The organism is Klebsiella sp. 141203, assembly GCF_032601985.1.
Lineage (GTDB): Bacteria > Pseudomonadota > Gammaproteobacteria > Enterobacterales > Enterobacteriaceae > Klebsiella > Klebsiella aerogenes.
In genome coordinates this window covers 241,820-258,906 of sequence record NZ_JAQIRL010000004.1, presented here as the reverse complement: position 1 = coordinate 258,906, position 17,087 = coordinate 241,820, and the positions used below count along the sequence as shown (strand labels likewise).

Below are 17,087 nucleotides of genomic sequence, written 5' to 3'. Positions count from 1 at the left end.
TTATCTTTCAGCCGTCAAGGCGGATGAAAAAGTTTTCTGACGAAAGGGAGAGAAACATGCAACGTTGCGGATGGGTAAGCCAGGATCCTCTTTATATCCAGTATCACGATAACGAATGGGGAGTCGCCGAGAGAACGCCGCAAAAGCTGTTTGAAATGATCTGCCTCGAAGGCCAGCAGGCGGGGCTTTCGTGGATAACCGTACTGAAAAAACGGGAAAACTATCGTCAGGCCTTTCACCAGTTCGACCCAGTTCGCGTAGCGGCCATGGATGAAGCAGACGTCGAGCGCCTGCTACAGGATGCGGGCATCATCCGCCATCGGGGAAAGATCCAGGCCATCATCGGCAATGCGCGGGCGTTTCTCGCCATGGAAGCCAACGGCGAAGCATTCAGCGATTTCGTCTGGTCATTTGTCGAGAACCAGCCGCAAATTACCCATGCCGCGACGCTCGCCGAAATCCCCACCACCACACCAGCCTCTGATGCCCTATCTAAGGCGCTGAAAAAGCGCGGCTTTAAGTTTGTCGGCTCCACCATCTGTTATTCGTTTATGCAGGCCTGCGGGTTAGTCAACGATCACGTGACAGGCTGCTTTTGCCACCCAGGGAGACCAGCATGATCCAAAAATGGGATGCCACAGAGACCGGCCCGCTGCTCGAGTTGTGGCTGGAAAGCACCATTTATGCGCATCCGTTTATTGCCGAAAGCTACTGGCGGGAGAGTCTGGAAGTCGTGCGTGATGTCTATCTCCCCGCCGCCGCCACTTGGGTGTGGCAGGAGAATGACGCGCTGAAAGGGTTTGTCAGCGTGATGGATTCGCGCTTCGTCGGGGCGCTTTTCGTCGCCCCGCAAGCGATCCGCCACGGTATCGGCCGCGCGCTGCTTGATGAGGTCAAGCAGCACTACGACTGGCTAAGCCTGGAGGTTTATCAGAAAAACGTGCGGGCGGTGAATTTCTACCACGCGCAGGGCTTCCGAATAGAAGACTGCGCATGGCAGGACGACACCCAGCACCCAACCTGGATTATGCATTGGCCGGCGGATCAAATGCGCTGAGCGCCAGCGCGGGCCCATCATATTTTTCCAGCCATGCCAGCGCCGTATTCCCGGCGCAACCGTTGCCCAGACGCGAGGTCGGAATATCTTTCGTCAGCACGTTCACCGCACCGTTTTTGCATATTCCGGCATCGGGGTCGATATCCGGCCATGCGCCTTCATGCAGGCAAATCACCCCCGGACGAATACCTTCCGTGACCACCGCGCCGGCCAGTACCTGACCACGTGAATTCCACACCCGCACCAGATCGCCGTCGGTGATATTGCGCGCCTGCGCGTCCAGCGGATGGATAGTCAGCGGCTCACGCCCGGCCACCGCATACCTTTCGCGCAGCGAGGTCTGGTTCAACTGGCTATGCAGGCGGTGCGCCGGATGGGCGGAAAGCACCTGTAGCTGACCTTCCTCGGCGTTGCCGTGCCACTCATCAGGTTCGAGCCACATCGGGTGCGGCGGACAATCGGCATAGCCAAAGCCGGCAATGGTCGGCGAGTGAATTTCAATTTTCCCGCTCGCGGTTTTTAACGGGTTAGCCTGCGGGTCTGCGCGGAATGCCGCGAAACGAGAGAAACGGGCGTTATCCGGGTTTTCCGGCATTTCAATTAGCTGGTTAGCCTGCCAGAATTCGGCAAACGGCGGCAGCGTCACCTGCTGCTGCGCCCCGCGCTGGGCGGCAATCTGGTAGAAGCTCTCCAGCCATTGCAAATCGTTTTTTCCTTCGGTGAAGCGTTCGCGGCCGCCCGCCTCCCAGCGTTCGCTCAGATCCGCAAAGACATCAAAATCGTCGCGCGCTTCATCGCGTGGCGCGACCACCCGCTTCATCGGCACCAGATGCTGATTGCTGTAGTCCCCGGTCATGGTCAGATCGTTGCGCTCAAACGAAGTGGTCGCCGGTAAGACGATATCGGCATGGCGCGCGGCGGCGGTCCAGAAACATTCGGAAATCACAATCAGCTCCGGCTTCTGCCAGGCCTGAATCAGGCGGTTGGTATCTTGATGATGGGTAAAGTTGGCGCCGCCCGCCCACCAGATAAAGCGGATGTCGGGAAAGCGCCGCGTCATCCCGTTGTGCTGATAGCTTGCCCCTGGGTTTTCCAGCGCCTCAACGATACGGGCGACCGGGATTTTTTCCACCGCGTCTACGCCGCCCGCTACGCTGCCCTGCATGGAAGCCAGCACCGCGGCGCGGCGCGTCGGGTTGCCGCCGTTGGCAAAGTGGTAAGAAAGCCCAAAACCGCCGCCTGGCGTGCCAATCTGCCCCAGCATCGCCGCCAGCGTCACCAGCATCCAGTGTTTTTGCTCGCCGAATTGCTGGCGCTGCATGCCCCAGCCGGACATCAGCATGGTGGTGTTTTCGTGGAAAAGTTTCGCCAGTTCACGGATTTTATCCGCCGGTACGCCGCAGATTGCCGCCGCCCATTCGGCGGTTTTGGCGATGCCATCGCTTTCACCACTCAAATAGCGGGCGAAAATGTCATAACCGCTGGTACAGCGGGCGAGGAATTCATCGTCCTGCCAGCCATGCTCTACCAGGGTATGGGCGATCCCCAGCATCAACGCGACGTCAGTGCCCATATGCGGCGCGATCCACTCCATTGATTCGCCAAAGAAATCAACGCTTTCCGATCGCATAGGATCGATGCAGATCAGCCGTTTGCCGCTCTGGCGCAGGCGGTCAAACCAGGGGACCCCTTGTTCATCCGAGGCGTTCCAGGCAATTTTCAGCGTATTCAGCGGATTGGCGCTCCACAGTACCACCACCTCGCTGTGCTCCAGAATAAGCGGCCAGCTGGTTTGCTGTTGATAAACTTCATTACCGCCTACCACATAAGGCATGATCGCCTGCGCCGCGCCGGTTGAATAATCGCCGAGGTGTCCGGTATAGCCCCCGGCAAGACTCATATAGCGCTGCAGCAGGGTTGCCGCCTTATGCAACACGCCGTTAGAACGCCAGCCATAGGAACCGGCGAAAATCGACTGCGGGCCGAAGCTTTCGCGGATCCGTCGATGCTGAGCATCAATCAGGTCAAGCGCCTGCTCCCAGCTTACCCGCACGAATTCATCCTGGCCGCGTACGCCCTGCGGCTGTTGTGGCGAAGCAAGAAAGCCCTTTCGCACCATCGGATAGCGAACGCGAGTTTTACTGTGCACCTGTTCGCGCACCGCCGTTTGCAGCGAGTTGGCGAAGGGGGTGTCCAGCGCGCCGCGGGACGAAATCACATTTTCACCATCCGTCTCCACCAGCATTGGCCCCCAGTGGGCCGCGGTTAAGATGGTTTTAGTTGCAGATGAGGTTGGCAAAGCAGGCTCCTGGGTCAGCGAATGCAGGTGTTGTGACGGTTTGTTAGTCAACCGTTCAATGTTACTTACAAAAAGAGATACCCTGCGGGGAATTTTCTCCGTATTCGGACGTCATAATCAACCGTCACGCTTGCGGTGGCAAAGAATAAAAAGGATTAAGGAAATAAGATGAAAAAACGCGTACTCATGATTGCTGCTATCGTTAGCGGCACACTGGCTATTTCTGGTTGTACTACCAACCCTTATACCGGCGAACGCGAAGCGGGAAAATCCGGCATCGGCGCGGGTATCGGCTCCTTAGTGGGCGCAGGCGTCGGCGCGCTCTCCTCTTCCAAGCATGACCGCGGCAAAGGCGCGCTGATTGGCGCAGCAGCAGGCGCGGCGCTCGGCGGCGGCATCGGTTACTACATGGACGTGCAGGAAGCGAAACTGCGCGAAAAAATGCAGGGAACCGGCGTCAGCGTGACGCGAAATGGCGACAACATCGTGCTTAACATGCCGAATAACGTCACTTTTGACAGCAGCAGCGCCAACCTGAAACCTGCAGGCGCCAACACCCTGACCGGCGTCGCGATGGTGTTGAAAGAGTACGAGAAAACCGCCGTTAACGTCGTCGGCTACACCGATAGCACCGGCAGCAACGATCTGAACATGCGTCTGTCGCAACAGCGTGCCGATAGCGTCGCCAGCGCGCTCATCACTCAGGGCGTGGCGGCCAACCGTATTCGCACCACCGGCATGGGCCCGGCGAACCCGATCGCCAGCAACAGCACGGCGGAAGGCAAAGCGCAGAACCGTCGCGTGGAAATTACCCTCAGCCCGCTGCAGTAATCCTCTTGTTTCCGGCCCGGCAGCCTTCCTGCCGGGCAAAATGCTTGATATCGCTATTTTTCGCGCTAAGGTGTTGGCAGATTTTCAGCAAAGGAAGCCATCATGGCGAAAGCGGCGCGAGCAACCATCAGCGACGTGGCGAAAGCCGCGAAAACCGGTAAAACCAGCATTTCACGCTATCTCAACGGCGAAAAGCATCTGCTTTCCGACGATCTGCTGGCGCGGATTGAGAAAGCGATTGCCGAGCTCAACTACCGTCCCAGCCTGATGGCCCGTGGCCTAAAACATGGTCGTACCCGCCTGATTGGCCTGATCATCGCCGATATCACCAACCCTTACTCCGTGAACGTGTTAAGCGGGATTGAAGCCGCCTGCCGCGAAAAAGGCTTCACCTTGCTGGTGTGTAATACCAACAACGAAATCGATCAGGAGCTTCACTATCTCGACCTCCTACGCAGCTATCAGGTTGAAGGGATTGTGGTTAATGCGGTCGGCATGCGCGAAGAAGGCCTCAACCGCCTGCAGCAATCCTCGCTGCCGATGGTGCTTATCGACCGTAAAATCCCCGATTTCGCCTGTGATGTCGTGGGGTTGGATAACACTCAGGCCGCCACCACCGCCACCGAGCATCTGGTGGAAAAGGGTTTTGAAGCGCTGTTGTTTTTAAGCGAGCCGATAGGCTCCGTAAACACCCGCCGCGAGCGCCTGGACGCCTTTCGCGCGACTCTGCAGCGCCATACCGGAATAGTGGCGGAAAACGCCGAGGTCCCGCTCAACGACGGCGCCATGATGGATAACGTCCTGCGTCAGTTCCACGCCCGCCACCGCGGAATGCGCAAAGCGGTGATTTCCGCCAATGGCGCCCTGACGTTACAGGTCGCCCGTTCACTGAAGCGCGTTGATCTCATCTGGGGCAGCGATATCGGCCTGCTGGGCTTCGATGAGCTGGAATGGGCGGAGCTGGCGGGCGTCGGTATCACCACCCTCAAACAGCCAACCTGGCAGATTGGCTATGCCGCGGTCGAACAGGTCGTCAGACGTATCGAAGGCGGCAGCGACCCCATCTGCGAGCGGGTCTTCTCCGGCGAACTTATCGTCCGGGGATCAACGTCTCGTTAACGATTCATCGTGATGACGATCATAAATTAAACATCCTGGCCTTTTCTTTGGAACCGGTACCATCTAGCGTAATAGGGAGTTAAGCCCCACCACGCCAGGAGTTTGTTCAATGGCCAGAAAAATCATTGTCGTCACCGCCGCTTATGGCAACGACCACGTTAAAGCGCTTGGCGGGCAGTCCGCCGTATTACCCTTTATCGCCGGTTCCGGCGCCGATGGCGTGGAAATTCGCCGCGAGCTGTTCAGCGCGGCGGAACTGAAGCAGTTGCCAACGCTGGCGGCCGACATTGAAAAACAGGGGCTGCTGGCCTGCTACTCCGCGCCACAAGCGCTGTTCACCGACCACGGCGAGCTCAATCCCCATCTCCCCTCGTTACTTGAGGAAGCGCAAACCCTCAACGCTCTGTGGCTGAAGCTCTCCCTCGGTCATTTCATCCATAACCAACAGCTGGAGACGCTGCGCGACATTCTGAGCGCCAGCGGCATGGCGCTGGTGGTGGAAAATGACCAGACCGATTGCGGCCAACTGGCGCCGATGCAGCGTTTCAAAGCCGCCTGCCGGGTCCATCAGATGCCGGTGACGCTGACTTTCGACATGGGGAACTGGCTGTGGGCCGGCGATTCGCCGGAAGAAGCCGCGCGCTACCTCGCCCCTGCAGTCAGCTATATTCATGTGAAGGCGGCGGAGCCTCATCATGAGAAGTATCGCGCCGTCCCACCGGACCAGGCGGACGCTCGCTGGCTGGCGCTGCTCGATAACCTGCCCGCCGACGCGCCGCGCGGTATTGAATTCCCGCTGGTCGGCGACGACCTGACCGCCGTCACCCGCCATTACGTTGATCTGTTACGCGAGGATTAAGCCATGGAAAACTTAGATGTCATTACCATTGGCGAAGCCATGGCGATGTTTGTCGCCACCGAAACCGGCGAACTGGCGGAGGTTGAACGCTTTATCAAACGCGTCGCCGGCGCTGAACTGAACGTGGCGACCGGCCTGGCGCGCCTGGGGCTGAAGGTGGGCTGGGTGAGCCGCGTCGGCAACGATAGCTTTGGCCGCTTCGTGCTGAATTCGCTGGCCAAAGAAGGCATCGACGCGCGCGGCGTAGTCATTGACGAGCGCTACGCTACCGGCTTCCAGATGAAATCTAAAGTCGAAAATGGAACCGATCCCATCGTGGAATATTTCCGTAAAGGATCGGCTGCCAGCCATCTGTCGACGGAAGATTTCCGCGCTGATTACTTCACCAGCGCCCGCCATTTGCACTTAAGCGGCGTCGCCGCCGCGCTGTCCGACAGCTCGTATGCATTGCTGGAACATGCGGCCAGGGTGATGAAAGCCGAAGGGAAAACCCTCTCATTTGATCCAAACCTGCGCCCGGTACTGTGGAAAAGCGAAGCCGAGATGGTGGAGAAACTGAACCGCCTCGCCTTCCAGGCTGATTGGGTTTTGCCAGGCTTAAAAGAGGGCGTCATTCTCACCGGCCAACAGACGCCGGAAGGTATCGCTGATTTCTATCTGTCGCGCGGCGTTAAGGCGGTGGTGATTAAAACCGGCTGCGACGGCGCATGGTTCAAGACCGCCGACGGCGAACAGGGTGCCATCGCCGCGATTAAAGTCGATAACGTGGTGGACACCGTCGGCGCGGGCGATGGCTTTGCCGTCGGGGTGATCAGCGCGCTGCTGGAAGGCAAAACGCTGACGCAAGCCGTGAACCGCGGTAACAAAATTGGCTCGCTGGCCATTCAGGTACAGGGCGATAGCGAAGGGCTGCCCACCCGCGAAACGCTGGGCGAATAAACTTTTCACCTAAAACAGCCGTCCTGTACCCTACATGCAGCGCGGCACAGCAGCGCCCGTCCCGGCGGGCGTATGTCACCTCATTGACAGAGGCAAGCCTATGAACAGTTCAACAAATGCAGCAAAACGTTGGTGGTACATCATGCCTATCGTGTTTATCACGTATAGCCTGGCGTACCTTGACCGCGCCAACTTCAGCTTTGCATCGGCCGCGGGCATTACCGAAGACCTTGGCATCACTAAAGGCATCTCATCGCTGCTTGGCGCTCTTTTCTTCCTTGGATATTTCTTCTTCCAAATCCCTGGGGCAATTTACGCCGAACGCCGCAGCGTGCGTAAACTTATCTTTATCTGTCTGATCCTTTGGGGCGGCTGCGCCTCGCTGACCGGCGTAGTGCATAACATTCCGGCGCTGGCGGCCATCCGCTTTATCCTTGGCGTGGTGGAAGCGGCGGTCATGCCGGCGATGCTGATTTACATCAGTAACTGGTTCACAAAATCAGAGCGCTCGCGCGCCAACACCTTCCTGATCCTCGGCAACCCGGTCACCGTACTGTGGATGTCGGTCGTATCGGGTTATCTGATCCAGGCCTTCGGCTGGCGTGAAATGTTTATCCTTGAAGGGATCCCTGCGGTGATTTGGGCCTTCTGCTGGTGGGTACTGGTGAAAGACAAACCGTCGCAGGTGAACTGGCTGGCGGAAAGTGAAAAAGCGGCGCTGCAGGAACAGCTGGAGCGCGAACAGCAGGGTATCAAAGCGGTGCGTAACTATGGCGAAGCCTTCCGTTCACGCAACGTGGTACTGCTGTGTATGCAATATTTCGCCTGGAGCATTGGCGTGTACGGTTTCGTACTGTGGCTGCCGTCAATCATCCGCAGCGGCGGCGAAAACATGGGGATGGTCGAGGTAGGCTGGCTCTCTTCAGTACCCTATCTGGCGGCAACGATTGCGATGATCGCCGTCTCCTGGGCTTCCGATAAGATGCAGAACCGTAAGCTGTTTGTCTGGCCGCTGCTGCTCATTGGCGGGCTGGCGTTCATCGGCTCGTGGGCCGTCGGCGCCAACCATTTCTGGGTCTCTTATACCCTGCTGGTGATCGCCGGCGCGGCCATGTACGCCCCGTATGGCCCGTTCTTTGCGATTATCCCGGAGATGCTGCCGCGCAACGTCGCCGGCGGCGCGATGGCGCTGATCAACAGTATGGGAGCGCTGGGTTCCTTCTTTGGCTCGTGGTTCGTCGGCTATCTCAACGGCGCAACCGGCAGTCCGTCCGCCTCGTACATTTTCATGGGTGTGGCGCTTTTCGCCTCGGTATGGCTTACTTTAATTGTTAAGCCTGCTAAGAATCAAAAACTTCCGCTTGGCGCTCATCACGCCTGAACTACTTACGCTACGGAGATTCGCATGAAGCCGTCTGTCATTCTCTATAAAACGCTTCCCGACGACCTGTTACATCGTCTGGAGGAACATTTTTCCGTCACCCAGGTGAAAAACCTGCGTCCGGAAACCGTTTCGCAACACGCGGAGGCCTTCGCCCAGGCGGAAGGTTTACTGGGTTCGAGTGAAAAGGTTGACGCCGCGTTACTGGAGAAAATGCCGAAGCTGCGTGCGACCTCTACCGTTTCCGTCGGCTACGACAATTTTGATGTCGATGCGTTGAACGCGCGCAAGATTTTGCTGATGCATACGCCGACCGTGCTGACCGAAACCGTCGCCGATACGGTGATGGCGCTGGTGCTGAGCACCGCGCGTCGGGTGGTTGAGGTCGCTGAACGCGTGAAAGCGGGCGAATGGACCAAAAGCATCGGGCCGGACTGGTTCGGCTGCGATGTGCACCATAAAACCTTAGGCATCGTCGGCATGGGCCGCATTGGCATGGCGCTGGCGCAGCGCGCGCATTTCGGTTTCGGCATGCCGATTCTGTATAACGCGCGTCGTCAGCATCCGCAGGCGGAAGAGCGCTTTAACGCCCGCTACTGCGATCTCGATACCCTGTTACAGGAAGCGGATTTCGTCTGCCTGATCCTGCCGCTGAGCGAAGAGACCCACCACCTGTTCGGCGAAGCGCAGTTTGCCAAAATGAAATCTTCCGCCATCTTCATTAACGCCGGGCGCGGTCCGGTAGTTGACGAGCAGGCGCTGATTGCGGCGCTGCAGGCCGGTGAGATTCACGCCGCCGGTCTTGATGTCTTTGAACATGAACCACTGGCAAAAGATTCGCCATTACTGAAACTGCCGAATGTGGTCGCGCTGCCGCATATTGGTTCAGCTACCCACGAGACCCGCTATAACATGGCGGCCTGCGCGGTAGACAATCTGATTGACGCGTTGAACGGCAAGGTAGAGAAGAACTGCGTGAACCCGCAGGTGAAGTAAGCGAGGAAAGGAAAAGCCCGGCTGACGGCGTTTGCGCAGTCAGCCGGGAGAACAGCGATATACCGATTAACGCGTGGCGTTAACCGCCGCCGTCCAGGCCTGATTAAAGGCCTGATGCTGAGCGGCCAGCGGAGCAATCAGCGCATTATACTGACTCGCCTGTTGAGACGTCGGGAACTGAATACCGTTAGCCACGAAGCTCACCTGCGTCCCCTGCTGAGCGACAAAATCACCCACCTGGACCAGCTGCTGAGTAAAGACCTGCGCGGCCGGGATCAGCGGCTGCAGCGCATTCGCCGGCGCCGTCACGACTTTATTAAACACCTGGTCATAAACCGGCTTAAGGTCTTCAGCCTGCTTCAGCGCGCCATGCGCAGCATCGGCCTGCATTTTGGCGTTTTCCAGCTGCTGGCTCAGCACGCCCAGCGCGCCGTTAGCCTGACGCAGCGGTTCACGCTGAGTGGTATAATCCTGCGCCACGCGAATGGCGTTAACGCTATCAACCACCGGGCGCAAACCCGCATCCATCGCCTGGCTGACCTGCTGTGAATAAGCGTAAATCACCGCATAATCGGAAACGAAGGGGCCGAACTGTTTTTTCTGATCGGCGGTAAGCGTTGGCAGACGTTCGCCGCTACGCATCGCCGTATTCTGCAGGAAGTCGATGAACGCTTTGCGCTGATCGCCTTCTTTATCAAAACACCCACTCAGGCTAACCACCATTAATATGGCCGCAACGGCCGCAAACCAGCGAGAGCAGGACTTTCCTGTCGCCATTTTTTTACTCCTTCAGCCAAAAAAAGCGCAAACAGGCACACGCGTGCCAGACGCTGACAAGGATAGTCCAGGACGGGCTTGCAGGATACCCTTTCCTGATAATCTTACCGCGGAAAACGCCCTTTTTCGCCTCCCCGCGTAAGCCAGGCCCGCTGTTAAGTTCATCACATTTAACGCGATAACGTAACCCGCAAAAATAGTAAATATCTTTTTGATTTAATTAAAATTAATGAAATCACCAGCCAAATAAATGGGCAAAGCGGACGATAATCGCACGCTTCCTGAAGGCGGCGCATTGTCTACAGGCAGGTTCAATGGTTTGATTAATGAGCGATTAACGGCGTTATGTTCGATTATCGCACAAACAACATCAATGACAGCGAGGGAGACTATAACAATACCTCTGTCCCCCGCTCAGCCTGCCAGGAATGCCGTATGAAGAAAACAACCATCGATATTCAGGCTTTTATCAACGAACATCCATTCACGAAGTACCAATGGATGATTCTCGCCTTATGTTTTATTACCGTCGCGATGGACGGATTTGATACCGCGATTATTGGTTTTATCGCCTCAGACCTGGTACAGGAATGGGGCGTTGAGAAATCCGCGCTGGGCCCGGTAATGAGCGCCGCTCTGGTCGGGCTCGCCGTCGGCGCGCTGACGGCCGGGCCGCTCGCCGACCGTATTGGCCGCAAGAAAGTGTTGATTATGTCGATCCTGGTATTCGGCGGCTTTAGTTTGTTAACCGCGTTTGCCAGCAGCCTTAACCAGCTGACATTATTACGCTTCCTCACCGGGTTGGGCTTAGGCGCGGCAATGCCGAATGCCGCGACGCTAATGAGCGAATATGCTCCGGAACGCCGCCGCGCGCTGATGGTAAACCTGATGTTCGTCGGCTTTCCGATGGGGTCGTCGCTGGGAGGGTTTCTGTCAGCCTGGATGATCCCGCATTATGGCTGGCAAAGCGTGCTGGTGCTTGGCGGCGTGATGCCGCTGCTGCTGGCGGTAGCGTTAATATTCCTGCTGCCGGAATCCGCCCGCTATATGGTCGTGAAACGACAGCCGGCACAGCGGATCGCCGCTATCCTGAAGCGTATCGCGCCGCTGCCGGATGCGGTTGAATTTGAGCTACGTGAAGCAGGCCAGGTGAAGGAAAAGTCAGCCATTGGCGTGATTTTCTCCCCGCGCTACGCCGTGGGCACCGTGATGCTGTGCCTGACCTATTTTATGGGATTGCTGATTTTCTATCTGCTGACCAGTTGGCTACCGCTGCTGATCCGTGAAACCGGAGCCTCGATGAGCCAGGCTTCTATCATCACCGCCCTGTTCCCACTCGGCGGCGGGATTGGCGTGCTGATCCTCGGCGCGCTAATGGACAAGATCAACCCTAACAAGGTGGTTGCCGTCGGCTGGCTGCTCACCGGCGTCTTTGTTTGCCTGGTCGGATTCTCAACCAGCAACCTGCTGTTGATGGGAGTAATGGTGTTTATCGCCGGCAGCATTATGAACGGCGCGCAATCATCAATGCCGGCGCTGGCTGCTGGTTTCTATCCAACCCAGGGCCGTGCCACCGGCGTTGCCTGGATGCTCGGTATCGGCCGCTTCGGCGGGATCCTCGGTGCCTTCAGCGGCGCTTTCCTGATGCAGGCGCAATTGTCGTTTGAGACCATCTTCACCATGCTGGCGATCCCGGCGTTTTTATCTGCTATCGCTCTACTGGTGAAATACAAAATGAGTCAGCGCCAGCCAGGCGTCAGCGAAAATGACAGCAAGAATTTACAGAAAGCCTAATCAATCCAGCCAGCGCTCTGCGCTGGCTTTTTCTTGCCGCTAACCATCATTTACATAAATTTTCCAAAGCTGCTGACACTCTTAGTAATCATCCCCTTAGCTTTTACGCACGCCGCTTTTCCAGGTGATTAACGAAACCACGCCGACAAATAATCACTTCGGTTATTATTTTCCTTGTTTTTGCGACTATTCTTAAATGGCTCGATGTATTTTCCTCTCCGCAGTGAGACAGAATAGGAGCTCTCAATGGAATATAAAGATCCCGTATTTGATTTGTTGAGTAACCTGGAACAAATTGTTTTTAAAGATCAGCCGCAAACGGCCACGCTTGCCCGTACCCCAAGCGTTTTTAATGAATTTGAACAGCTGCGTAAGGGCACAGGACTTAAGACCGATGATTTCGCCAATGCCATGGGCGTCAGCGTTGCGATGGTTGAAGAGTGGGAGTCGCGACGGGTTAAACCGTCATCCACTGAGCTCAAACTGATGCGCCTGATGATGGCCAATCCCCAGCTCTCAAGGCAGCTAATAGATTGAAAAACTGGTTTACTATCTTCTTTTGGTAACGGTCCTGATGCAGGGCCGTTTTATATCCTGATGAAAAAAAGTTTGCTATCCGACTGAGAACATGCGTTAATGCTCGCAGGTTTGATTTACAGACCACAGAGCAGTCGAATAGAGCAGTCCTTCAAAGGTTATCCATTAGATATCCCCGTAGTGAACTTTCCCTTTATCGCTTTAAATCTGTAGTCCAGACCACTACGCCGCAAGGCTCACTAATTTTTTTAAAGGTAATTCACTATGTCCGGTAAAATGACTGGTATCGTAAAATGGTTCAACGCTGACAAAGGCTTCGGCTTCATCACTCCTGACGATGGCTCTAAAGACGTGTTCGTACACTTCTCCGCTATCCAGAACGATGGCTACAAATCCCTGGACGAAGGTCAGAAAGTTTCCTTCACCATCGAAAGCGGCGCTAAAGGCCCGGCAGCTGGCAACGTAACTTCTCTGTAAGTTCAAGCCGCTAAGAATAATAAATCCCTGCCTTATGGCGGGGATTTTTTTTATCTGTCATCAACAGGCGCCATCAGCAGATGGCGCCTGTTGTCATTCAGAGGGCGGCAAAATGCCAGCCCGTATCCCGCCACTCCAGGCTATGGGTCAATTTCAGGCCTTGTAAAAATGCCTCGTCATGCGATACCACCAGCATAGCGCCGGGAAACGCCGCCAGCGCGCTTTCAATCGCCTGCGTTGAAGCCAGATCGAGATGATTGGTTGGCTCATCCAGTAGCAGCAGTTGGGTTGAGTCCCGCCGCCAGAGCACGCAGGCAAGCGCCGCTTTCAGTCGTTCGCCGCCGCTTAGCGCCGCTAGCGGAAGACTCACCTTGTCAGCCCCCAACTGGAGCTGCGCCAGACGGCTACGCAGCATTCCTTCATCCAGCGGAGTGTTTCCTAAGTTCAAGTGCTCCATTACCGATAGTGATAAATCCAGCTGCGTCAGATGCTGATCGAGATACGCCGCGCTCACCGACAGCCGAACGTCGCCAGCAGTTGCCTGCTCCAGCCCCATCAGGGTTTTCAACAATGTTGTTTTGCCGCAGCCGTTTGGCCCCCTTAGCGCAATGCGCATCGGGCCATCCACCCGCCAGTCGAGCGGGGCGGGGGATGAGTGAGCTAACTGCAGTGATTCCAGCACCAGTACCTGCTTGCCGGCGGCCACTTCACTGCCCGGCAGCGTAAACATCACCGGATTATCTTCTTCTACCCGCTCCCGCGCCTGCTGCACGGCGGCATTCAGGCTACTGTTCTGCTCTCGATGCTGACGGCGCAGCGTTCCCGGACGCTCTTTTGCCGCCCCTTTGTACTTCACGCGTTCGAAAGAAGCGATATTCAGCGCATCGACGGTACGCAGCGTCTGCGCCGATCGCCGCTGGGCCGCATCATGCTCCTTTTGCATCCGCGCCCGGGTGCGCCGCCGTTCGATTGCGGCATGCTCCAGCGCCGAGCGGGCGGCCTGTTGCTCCGCTTCATGCTGCTGCTGATATTCGGCATAATTACCACCGTAGCTGCGCAGCGCCGCCGGCGTCAGCTCAATAATCTTCGACATTCGAGCCAGTAATTCACGGTCGTGGCTGGCGATTAATGCCCCGCCCCGCCAGATTTCCAGTTGCTGATACAGCCACTCCCGGCCCTGACGATCGAGATGATTAGTAGGTTCATCCAGCAGCAGATAGTCCGCGCCGGAAACCAACGCGCCGCACAGCAGCGCCTTCATCCGTTCGCCGCCGCTGAGCGAAAAAGCGGGACGATCGGCGGAGAATGCCGGGAGATCGGCATCGCGAAAGGCTGAACTCAGGCGATCGGGCAGATCCCAACGACCATCTAACAGTTCGAAGTCATCCGCCAGCCCTTTCCCCTGTTCAAGACGGGACAAGGCGTCAAATAGCGGTGCATAACCCAATAGCGAGGCAATGGTGGTCCCGGCCGTGAGGGTCGGCTGCTGCGCCACCCAGGCAACCGTAGCCGACCGTTCGATATGCCCGCCGGAAGGGGAATCTAGGCCCGCCAGCAGACGCAACAGGCGTGTCTTGCCAACGCCGTTGCGTCCAACAAGGCCGCAAAGCAACGGTTCCAGCGATAAATTCAGCGGGCCAAAAAGCGTCTGTCCCGTCGCGAACTGACAGGTGACCTGATGTAAAACAAAAGAGGGGGTGTGGGCGCAATGAGCCATAAGCACTCCTGAATGAAATCAATACTCCCCTACCCGCAGCCTCTGCGAGGTAAGGCGTGAAATTCATCAGTCGTGTTTGTTCATTTGTCGTGTGCGCTCCAGTGAGACGAGGGATTCGTCGGGGCATAGGATAGCCAGACCTGAGCCTGGATTTCAAGATTATTTTTTCACCATGGCAATAAGGCAAAAAAAAGCCTGCCGGATGGCAGGCTTTTGACCTCTCACGAGATAGTTACTGCAGCAGTGAAATATCCGCAACCTGCAGGAACAGCTCGCGCAGTTTGGACAGCAGCGTCAGACGGTTGATGCGAACATCTTTGTCTTCAGCGTTAACCATCACATTTTCGAAGAACTCATCAACCGGCTCGCGCAGCGCAGCCAGCTCAATCAGCGCATCCTGATAACGGCCTTCGGCGAAGTACGGCTGCAGCTTATCGCGCAGCACCACCAGATTACCGGCCAACTTGATTTCCGCCGCTTCTTTCAGCACCGAGGCATGAACGATATCGTTCAGGGTCTCGTCGGATTTCGCCAGGATGTTGGATACGCGTTTGTTTGCCGCCGCCAGGGCGGAGGACTCTTCCAGCGTACGGAAGTGTGACACGGCCTTCATGCGCGCATCGAAATCCGCCGGGCGGGTCGGACGACGCGCCAGTACCGCCTGGATAGTGTCAACACCGTAGCCTTCGTCCTGATACCAGGCACGGAAGCGGCCCAGCATGAAGTCGATAACGTCATCAACGACGTTGGCGTTAGTCAGCTTCTCGCCGTACAGACGCACGGCTTCTTCGGTCAGCGTTTGCAGATCGAGATTCAAGTTCTTCTCAACGATGATACGCAGCACGCCCAGCGCGGCGCGGCGCAGCGCAAACGGGTCTTTATCGCCTTTCGGATGCTGGCCGATACCGAAGATACCCGCCAGAGTGTCCATCTTGTCGGCAATAGCCACCGCGCAGGCAACCGGGTTAGACGGCAGCGCATCGCCGGCAAAACGCGGCTGATACTGCTCGTTCAGCGCCACTGCGACATCTTCCGCTTCGCCGTCATGACGCGCGTAGTGCATACCCATCACGCCCTGCGTGTCAGTAAACTCGAAGACCATGTTGGTCATCAGGTCACACTTGGAGAGCAGACCCGCGCGGGTCGCATGGTTAACGTCAGCGCCAATTTGTTCGGCAATCCAGCCCGCCAGCGCCTGAATGCGATCGGTCTTGTCGCGCAGGGTTCCCAGCTGCTGTTGGAACAGCACGGTTTCCAGACGCGGCAGGTTATCTTCCAGACGTTTTTTACGGTCGGTATTGAAGAAGAACTCGGCATCGGCCAGACGCGGACGAACGACCTTCTCATTACCAGAGATGATCTGCTGCGGATCTTTGGACTCGATATTCGCCACGAAGATGAAGTTCGGCAGCAGTTTGCCGTCATTAGCGTAGACCGGGAAGTACTTCTGGTCGCCCTTCATGGTGTAAACCAGCGCTTCGGATGGCACCGCGAGGAATTTCTCTTCAAACTTCGCCGTCAGCACTACCGGCCACTCGACCAGAGAGGTCACTTCTTCCAGCAGGCTTTCGCTCAGATCAGCGTTACCGCCAATCTTACGCGCCGCCGCTTCAGCATCCGCTTTGATTTTGGCTTTACGCTCGGCGTAGTCCGCCATCACTTTACCTCGCTCCAGCAGAATCTGCGGATACTGGTCGGCATTGTCGATGGTGAATTCCGGCTCGCCCATAAAACGGTGTCCGCGAATGATACGGTCGGAAGCGATACCCAGAATGGTCGCCGGGATAACCTGATCGCCCAACAGCAGGGTTACGGTGTGTACCGGACGCACGAAGTGAACGTCGGAAGCGCCCCAACGCATCAGTTTCGGGATTGGCAGCTTCGCCAGCGAGGTCGCAACCATGTTCGGCAGCAGCGTTTGCGCGCTTTCACCTTTAACGTGGGCGCGATACAACAGCCATTCGCCTTTATCGGTGGTCAGACGTTCAGCCTGATCGACGGTAATACCACAGCCACGCGCCCAGCCTTCGGCCGCTTTGCTTGGTTTACCTTCCGCGTCAAACGCCTGGGCAATGGCCGGGCCGCGTTTTTCGACTTCACGATCCGGCTGCGAGGCGGCCAGATTCGCCACTTTCAGCGCCAGGCGGCGCGGCGCGGCAAACCATTCGACGGCGCCGTGCGCAAGGCCAGCGTTGTCCAGTTCCGCAGTAAAGTTGGCAGCGAAGGATTCAGCCAGGCTGCGCAGTGCTTTTGGTGGCAGCTCTTCGGTGCCGATCTCCACCAGGAAAGTTTTCTCAGACATGG

14 protein-coding genes and 1 pseudogene are annotated in these 17,087 nt (G+C 56.9%); 11 read left to right on the top strand and 4 right to left on the bottom strand.

The genetic code is table 11. The features are described 5' to 3' along the window. Nucleotides 1-56: 56 nt before the first annotated feature. Both tag and PGR29_RS17700 read left to right on the top strand, forming a co-directional pair. A pseudogene (gene tag, locus PGR29_RS17705) lies at nt 57-633 on the top strand (DNA-3-methyladenine glycosylase I); the annotation flags it as partial. Then, nucleotides 617-1,057 (top strand): N-acetyltransferase, encoded by a 441-nt coding sequence (locus tag PGR29_RS17700; RefSeq protein WP_042893599.1) that lies wholly within the window; start codon nt 617-619, stop codon nt 1,055-1,057. The pseudogene tag and the gene PGR29_RS17700, both read left to right, overlap by 17 nt. Here PGR29_RS17700 and PGR29_RS17695 read toward each other — a convergent pair. Then, the gene (locus tag PGR29_RS17695; RefSeq protein WP_113374009.1) at nt 1,026-3,356 is read right to left on the bottom strand and encodes a molybdopterin guanine dinucleotide-containing S/N-oxide reductase; all 2,331 of its coding nucleotides are present in this window, start codon (nt 3,354-3,356) and stop codon (nt 1,026-1,028) included. The genes PGR29_RS17700 and PGR29_RS17695 overlap by 32 nt on opposite strands. Before the next feature lie 168 nt (nt 3,357-3,524). Between PGR29_RS17695 and PGR29_RS17690 the strand changes: the two genes are divergently transcribed. From PGR29_RS17690 to ghrB, 6 genes are all read left to right on the top strand, one after another. Beyond that, complete coding sequence (locus tag PGR29_RS17690) at nt 3,525-4,187, top strand: OmpA family lipoprotein (protein ID WP_015369222.1); 663 nt, start codon at nt 3,525-3,527, stop codon at nt 4,185-4,187. A gap of 102 nt (nt 4,188-4,289) precedes the next feature. Next, the gene (locus PGR29_RS17685; protein ID WP_087858980.1) at nt 4,290-5,306 is read left to right on the top strand and encodes a LacI family DNA-binding transcriptional regulator; all 1,017 of its coding nucleotides are present in this window, start codon (nt 4,290-4,292) and stop codon (nt 5,304-5,306) included. A gap of 109 nt (nt 5,307-5,415) precedes the next feature. After that, nucleotides 5,416-6,165, top strand: a complete 750-nt coding sequence (locus PGR29_RS17680; protein ID WP_316425033.1) for a sugar phosphate isomerase/epimerase family protein — start codon at nt 5,416-5,418, stop codon at nt 6,163-6,165. 3 nt (nt 6,166-6,168) lie between these two features. Beyond that, nucleotides 6,169-7,104, top strand: a complete 936-nt coding sequence (locus PGR29_RS17675; protein WP_113374011.1) for a sugar kinase — start codon at nt 6,169-6,171, stop codon at nt 7,102-7,104. 100 nt (nt 7,105-7,204) lie between these two features. Beyond that, nucleotides 7,205-8,485 (top strand): MFS transporter, encoded by a 1,281-nt coding sequence (locus PGR29_RS17670; protein WP_087858977.1) that lies wholly within the window; start codon nt 7,205-7,207, stop codon nt 8,483-8,485. Nucleotides 8,486-8,509: 24 nt separating this feature from the next. Next, nucleotides 8,510-9,481 (top strand): glyoxylate/hydroxypyruvate reductase GhrB, encoded by a 972-nt coding sequence (ghrB, locus tag PGR29_RS17665; RefSeq protein WP_087858976.1) that lies wholly within the window; start codon nt 8,510-8,512, stop codon nt 9,479-9,481. A gap of 66 nt (nt 9,482-9,547) precedes the next feature. Here ghrB and PGR29_RS17660 read toward each other — a convergent pair whose 3' ends face one another. Beyond that, entirely contained in the window at nt 9,548-10,258 is a 711-nt protein-coding gene (locus tag PGR29_RS17660) for a DUF3053 domain-containing protein (RefSeq protein WP_316425032.1), read from the bottom strand. A 435-nt stretch (nt 10,259-10,693) separates the two neighbouring features. Here PGR29_RS17660 and PGR29_RS17655 point away from each other — a divergent pair, with 435 nt between their 5' ends. The 3 genes from PGR29_RS17655 (at nt 10,694) to cspE (ending at nt 13,066) form a co-directional block, all read left to right on the top strand. Then, the gene (locus PGR29_RS17655) at nt 10,694-12,052 is read left to right on the top strand and encodes an MFS transporter (RefSeq protein ID WP_113374012.1); all 1,359 of its coding nucleotides are present in this window, start codon (nt 10,694-10,696) and stop codon (nt 12,050-12,052) included. Nucleotides 12,053-12,298: 246 nt separating this feature from the next. Further along, nucleotides 12,299-12,589, top strand: coding sequence for an HTH-type transcriptional regulator (locus PGR29_RS17650; protein WP_087858974.1), 291 nt, complete (start codon nt 12,299-12,301; stop codon nt 12,587-12,589). A 264-nt stretch (nt 12,590-12,853) separates the two neighbouring features. Then, the gene (gene cspE, locus PGR29_RS17645; protein ID WP_000014594.1) at nt 12,854-13,066 is read left to right on the top strand and encodes a transcription antiterminator/RNA stability regulator CspE; all 213 of its coding nucleotides are present in this window, start codon (nt 12,854-12,856) and stop codon (nt 13,064-13,066) included. 97 nt (nt 13,067-13,163) lie between these two features. Here the strand turns inward: cspE and PGR29_RS17640 are convergent, their stop codons facing one another. Then, complete coding sequence (locus tag PGR29_RS17640) at nt 13,164-14,783, bottom strand: ABC-F family ATP-binding cassette domain-containing protein (protein ID WP_316425031.1); 1,620 nt, start codon at nt 14,781-14,783, stop codon at nt 13,164-13,166. A gap of 232 nt (nt 14,784-15,015) precedes the next feature. Beyond that, complete coding sequence (glyS, locus tag PGR29_RS17635; protein ID WP_020077709.1) at nt 15,016-17,085, bottom strand: glycine--tRNA ligase subunit beta; 2,070 nt, start codon at nt 17,083-17,085, stop codon at nt 15,016-15,018. Nucleotides 17,086-17,087: the final 2 nt, after the last annotated feature.

Bases quoted from the DNA above. Each gene is read 5' to 3' on its own strand.
- PGR29_RS17700 (WP_042893599.1), top strand. From the start codon at position 617: ATGATCCAAAAATGGGATGCCACAGAGACCGGCCCGCTGCTCGAGTTG.
- PGR29_RS17690 (WP_015369222.1), top strand. From the start codon at position 3,525: ATGAAAAAACGCGTACTCATGATTGCTGCTATCGTTAGCGGCACACTG.
- PGR29_RS17685 (WP_087858980.1), top strand. From the start codon at position 4,290: ATGGCGAAAGCGGCGCGAGCAACCATCAGCGACGTGGCGAAAGCCGCG.
- PGR29_RS17680 (WP_316425033.1), top strand. From the start codon at position 5,416: ATGGCCAGAAAAATCATTGTCGTCACCGCCGCTTATGGCAACGACCAC.
- PGR29_RS17675 (WP_113374011.1), top strand. From the start codon at position 6,169: ATGGAAAACTTAGATGTCATTACCATTGGCGAAGCCATGGCGATGTTT.
- PGR29_RS17670 (WP_087858977.1), top strand. From the start codon at position 7,205: ATGAACAGTTCAACAAATGCAGCAAAACGTTGGTGGTACATCATGCCT.
- ghrB (WP_087858976.1), top strand. From the start codon at position 8,510: ATGAAGCCGTCTGTCATTCTCTATAAAACGCTTCCCGACGACCTGTTA.
- PGR29_RS17660 (WP_316425032.1), bottom strand. From the start codon at position 10,258: ATGGCGACAGGAAAGTCCTGCTCTCGCTGGTTTGCGGCCGTTGCGGCC.
- PGR29_RS17655 (WP_113374012.1), top strand. From the start codon at position 10,694: ATGAAGAAAACAACCATCGATATTCAGGCTTTTATCAACGAACATCCA.
- PGR29_RS17650 (WP_087858974.1), top strand. From the start codon at position 12,299: ATGGAATATAAAGATCCCGTATTTGATTTGTTGAGTAACCTGGAACAA.
- cspE (WP_000014594.1), top strand. From the start codon at position 12,854: ATGTCCGGTAAAATGACTGGTATCGTAAAATGGTTCAACGCTGACAAA.
- PGR29_RS17640 (WP_316425031.1), bottom strand. From the start codon at position 14,783: ATGGCTCATTGCGCCCACACCCCCTCTTTTGTTTTACATCAGGTCACC.
- glyS (WP_020077709.1), bottom strand. From the start codon at position 17,085: ATGTCTGAGAAAACTTTCCTGGTGGAGATCGGCACCGAAGAGCTGCCA.